At 45.2% G+C, this 4,702-nt stretch carries 7 protein-coding genes; all 7 read left to right on the top strand.

Features of this window, described 5'->3' with window-relative positions:
- Positions 1–197: 197 nt before the first annotated feature.
- On the top strand, positions 198–587 hold the full coding sequence (locus CAG68_RS08905; protein ID WP_005378921.1) for a F0F1 ATP synthase subunit I: 390 nt from the start codon (positions 198–200) through the stop codon (positions 585–587).
- 8 nt (positions 588–595) lie between these two features.
- Entirely contained in the window at positions 596–1,408 is an 813-nt protein-coding gene (gene atpB / locus CAG68_RS08900; protein WP_005378922.1) for a F0F1 ATP synthase subunit A, read from the top strand.
- A gap of 57 nt (positions 1,409–1,465) precedes the next feature.
- Positions 1,466–1,720 carry a F0F1 ATP synthase subunit C gene (gene atpE / locus CAG68_RS08895; protein ID WP_002540812.1) on the top strand — a complete coding sequence of 85 codons (255 nt, stop codon included), beginning with the start codon at positions 1,466–1,468 and terminating at the stop codon, positions 1,718–1,720.
- A gap of 74 nt (positions 1,721–1,794) precedes the next feature.
- Positions 1,795–2,265, top strand: coding sequence for a F0F1 ATP synthase subunit B (gene atpF / locus CAG68_RS08890; RefSeq protein WP_005378929.1), 471 nt, complete (start codon positions 1,795–1,797; stop codon positions 2,263–2,265).
- A 14-nt stretch (positions 2,266–2,279) separates the two neighbouring features.
- Positions 2,280–2,813 carry a F0F1 ATP synthase subunit delta gene (atpH, locus tag CAG68_RS08885; protein WP_017635596.1) on the top strand — a complete coding sequence of 178 codons (534 nt, stop codon included), beginning with the start codon at positions 2,280–2,282 and terminating at the stop codon, positions 2,811–2,813.
- Positions 2,814–2,826: 13 nt separating this feature from the next.
- Positions 2,827–4,368, top strand: a complete 1,542-nt coding sequence (atpA, locus tag CAG68_RS08880; protein WP_005378931.1) for a F0F1 ATP synthase subunit alpha — start codon at positions 2,827–2,829, stop codon at positions 4,366–4,368.
- A gap of 44 nt (positions 4,369–4,412) precedes the next feature.
- On the top strand, positions 4,413–4,702 hold a 290-nt coding region (locus CAG68_RS08875), incomplete at its 3' end, for a F0F1 ATP synthase subunit gamma (RefSeq protein WP_202599896.1).

Below are 4,702 nucleotides of genomic sequence, written 5' to 3'. Positions count from 1 at the left end.
AGGCCTAGATGAGATAATTGATTTAGGTCAATTAATCTAATTAATCGAATTTTGTGCGAAAGTTGTCGTTTTGTAAACAAAACTGTAAGTTTTTGATGCAATCGAATTGCTTTACGTTGAACTGAACGTATAATTTTCGCCAATTTCCCAGCACAGAGAGTTAAGTGCGAAGTGGATATTACTAGAGGTACGAATACATGGTAGCTGCGTTAGCTAGACCAGGACGAGAGCTCGCAAGGCAATTGTTAATGATCCAGTCTGGCGCGGTTATTTTTGTGGCAGCAGGAATGGCGGTAGCCATAAATCCTGACTGGGGATTTTCAGCGCTGATTGGCGGAGGCATTTTTGTTGTTGCCAATGCAGTATTCGCGCTGTGTGCTTTCATGTTTAGTGGAGCTCGCGCTGCCAAGCGCATCGCTGCTTCCTTCTATACGGGTGAAGTACTGAAAATTCTCATCACGGTTGCACTGTTCTATGTTGCCTACATGTATATGCAGGTGGAACTTGTTCCCCTCAAACTAACCTATTTGCTGGTACTAGGTATTAATATCTGTGCACCAGTGCTATTCATTAACAACAAAAAATAGGATGAGTTATGGCTGCGCCAGGTGAAGCGCTAACATCGTCCGGTTACATTGCCCACCACCTTTCTAACCTATCGCTATACAAGTTGGGTTTAGTAGGGTCGGAGACAAGTTTCTGGAACGTACATATCGATAGCCTGTTTTTTTCTTGGTTTACTGGTTTAATTTTCCTCGGAATTTTTTACAAAGTAGCAAAGAGAACAACAGCGGGTGTACCGGGTAAGCTTCAGTGTGCTGTAGAAATGATCGTTGAATTTGTCGCCGATAACGTCAAAGACACGTTCCATGGACGCAACCCACTGATCGCGCCTTTAGCACTGACTATCTTTTGTTGGGTATTTTTGATGAACGTGATGGACTTAGTTCCTATCGACTTCTTACCATACCCAGCAGAGCATTGGCTAGGTATCCCTTACCTTAAGGTTGTACCGTCTGCTGATGTGAATATCACCATGGCTATGGCTCTAGGCGTTTTTGCATTGATGATTTACTACAGCATCAAAGTAAAAGGTCTAGGTGGATTCGCAAAAGAACTTGCACTACATCCATTCAATCACCCACTGATGATTCCGTTTAACCTACTAATTGAAGTGGTATCGCTATTAGCGAAACCTCTATCACTTGGTATGCGTCTATTCGGTAACATGTTCGCGGGTGAGGTTGTATTCATTCTTTGTGCGGCAATGCTACCATGGTACTTACAATGGATGGGTTCACTACCGTGGGCAATCTTCCATATCTTGGTTATTACGATTCAAGCCTTCGTATTCATGATGTTGACAATTGTTTACCTGTCAATGGCACACGAAGATCCTGATCATTAATTTTTTTAAAGCTTTTTATTTGGGCACTAAGCCAACAACTATAAATTGGAGATAGTAATGGAAACTTTACTGAGCTTTTCTGCAATCGCCGTAGGTATTATCGTCGGTCTTGCTTCTCTTGGTACAGCGATTGGTTTCGCACTGCTAGGTGGTAAATTCCTAGAAGGTGCTGCACGTCAACCAGAAATGGCTCCTATGCTACAAGTTAAGATGTTCATCATCGCGGGTCTACTTGATGCGGTTCCAATGATCGGTATCGTAATCGCGCTACTATTCACTTTCGCAAACCCATTCGTTGGTCAACTAGGTTAATCACCTTTAACTCGGGACGGGCGATTATCGCTTGTCACTGATTAACACTAAGTCCAAATAGAGGGGTAGCTGTTGTGAACATAAACGCAACTCTGCTAGGTCAAGCAATCTCGTTCGCACTATTTGTGTGGTTCTGCATGAAGTATGTATGGCCACCATTGATGCAAGCGATCGAAGAGCGTCAGAAGAAAATTGCTGATGGTCTTCAAGCAGCAGAACGTGCTGCGAAAGACTTGGATCTAGCACAAGCCAACGCTTCTGATCAATTGAAAGAAGCGAAGCGCACAGCAACTGAGATCATCGAACAAGCGAACAAACGTAAGTCTCAAATTCTTGATGAAGCTCGCGAGGAAGCTCAGGCAGAACGCCAGAAAATCCTAGCGCAAGCAGAAGCAGAACTTGAAGCTGAACGCAATCGTGCACGCGATGAGCTGCGCAAACAAGTTGCTACTCTGGCTGTAGCTGGTGCTGAGAAAATCCTTGAGCGTTCTATCGATAAAGATGCGCAAAAAGATATTCTCGACAACATTACTGCAAAACTTTAAGTCTGGGGGCGCATATGTCTGATTTGACTACTATCGCACGCCCCTATGCTAAAGCAGCCTTCGACTTTGCTTTAGAGAAAGACCAGTTGGACCAATGGGGCCAAATGTTATCTTTTGCTGCTGAAGTGGCCAAAAATGAACAAATGAACGAACTACTAACGGGTTCGGTTTCTGCTGACAAAATGGCAGAAATTTTTGTTGCAGTTTGCGGCGAACAAGTTGATGCGCACGGTCAAAACCTTTTGAAGGTAATGGCTGAGAATGGTCGTTTAGCGGCCCTTCCTGATGTTTGCACGGAGTTTTTTACTCTGAAAAAAGAACATGAGAAAGAAATTGATGTTGAAGTAATTTCAGCAACAGAGCTTTCTGATGAACAACTTGCAAACATTGGCAGCAAACTTGAAAAGCGTCTTGAACGCAAAGTGAAGCTGAATTGCAGTGTAGATGAGACCCTACTTGGTGGGGTTATTATTCGAGCCGGAGACCTAGTCATCGATGACTCAGCGCGTGGTCGTTTGAACCGCCTGAGCGATGCATTGCAGTCTTAATGGGGATTGGAGCATGCAACTTAATTCCACGGAAATTAGCGATCTGATCAAACAACGTATCGAATCTTTCGAAGTTGTTAGTGAAGCTCGCAACGAGGGTACTATCGTATCGGTAAGCGATGGTATCATCCGCATCCACGGCCTAGCGGACGTGATGCAAGGTGAAATGATTGAATTACCGGGTGGCCGTTATGCACTGGCACTTAACCTTGAGCGTGACTCGGTTGGTGCGGTTGTAATGGGCCCATATGCTGACCTTAAGGAAGGCATGAAAGTTACAGGTACTGGCCGCATTCTTGAAGTGCCAGTTGGTCCAGAACTACTAGGCCGCGTAGTAAACACGCTGGGTGAGCCTATCGATGGTAAAGGCCCAATCGAAGCGAAAATGACTTCGCCTGTAGAAGTGATCGCACCAGGTGTAATCGACCGTAAATCGGTAGACCAACCTGTGCAAACTGGTTATAAGTCAGTTGACTCAATGATCCCAATCGGTCGTGGTCAGCGTGAGCTTATCATCGGTGACCGTCAGATTGGTAAAACAGCACTGGCGATCGACGCGATCATCAACCAGAAAGACTCTGGTATTTTCTCTATCTACGTAGCAATCGGTCAGAAAGCATCGACTATCGCTAACGTTGTTCGCAAACTAGAAGAGCACGGCGCACTACAAAATACTATCGTTGTAGTTGCATCAGCTTCTGAATCTGCAGCGCTTCAATACCTAGCGCCTTACGCAGGTTGTGCGATGGGTGAATACTTCCGCGATCGCGGTGAAGACGCACTGATTGTTTACGATGATCTATCTAAGCAAGCGGTAGCTTACCGTCAGATCTCTCTACTACTTAAACGTCCACCAGGCCGTGAGGCATTCCCAGGTGACGTATTCTACTTACACTCGCGTCTACTAGAGCGTGCAGCTCGTGTAAACGAAGAGTACGTAGAGCGTTTCACTAACGGTGAAGTGAAAGGTAAGACTGGTTCTTTGACTGCTCTTCCTATCATCGAAACTCAAGCAGGTGACGTTTCAGCATTCGTACCGACTAACGTAATCTCGATTACCGATGGTCAGATCTTCCTACAAACTGAGCTATTCAACGCTGGTGTTCGTCCTGCTGTTGACCCAGGTATCTCAGTATCTCGTGTAGGTGGTTCAGCTCAGACGAAAATCATCAAGAAACTATCAGGTGGTATCCGTACAGCACTAGCTGCATACCGTGAACTAGCGGCATTTGCTCAGTTCTCTTCTGACCTTGATGACGCAACGAAGAAACAGCTAGACCATGGTCAAAAAGTTACAGAACTAATGAAGCAGAAGCAGTACGCTCCAATGTCTGTATTTGACCAAGCTCTAACTATCTTCGCGGCAGAGCGCGGTTACCTTGATGATGTAGAACTTAACAAAGTTCTAGATTTCGAGGCGGCTCTACTATCGTACGCTCGCGGTCAATACGCTGAACTAGCAGCTGAGATCGACAAGTCTGGCGCTTACAACGATGAAATCGAAGCTCAGTTGAAGAAACTGACTGACGACTTCAAAGCAACCCAAACTTGGTAATTAGGTCGGTGGCAGTTTCTGCCACCAACTAACGGAGAGTAACGATGGCCGGCGCAAAAGAGATACGTAATAAAATCGGTAGTGTTAAAAGCACTCAGAAAATTACGAAAGCGATGGAAATGGTAGCAGCTTCAAAAATGCGTCGTTCTCAAGATGCAATGGAAGCTTCTCGTCCATACGCTGAAACAATGCGTAAAGTGATCGGTCATGTGGCTAACGCAAACCTAGAGTACCGTCATCCGTACCTAGAAGAGCGTGAAGCTAAACGTGTTGGTTACATCATCGTTTCGACAGACCGTGGTCTGTGTGGTGGTTTGAACATTAACGTGTTCAA

This window comes from Vibrio sp. V42_P2S4T144, assembly GCF_009904715.1.
GTDB classification, from domain to species: domain Bacteria; phylum Pseudomonadota; class Gammaproteobacteria; order Enterobacterales; family Vibrionaceae; genus Vibrio; species Vibrio alginolyticus.
Note: the sequence above shows the minus strand (reverse complement) of the source record. Positions and strands in the feature narration are given on the sequence as shown.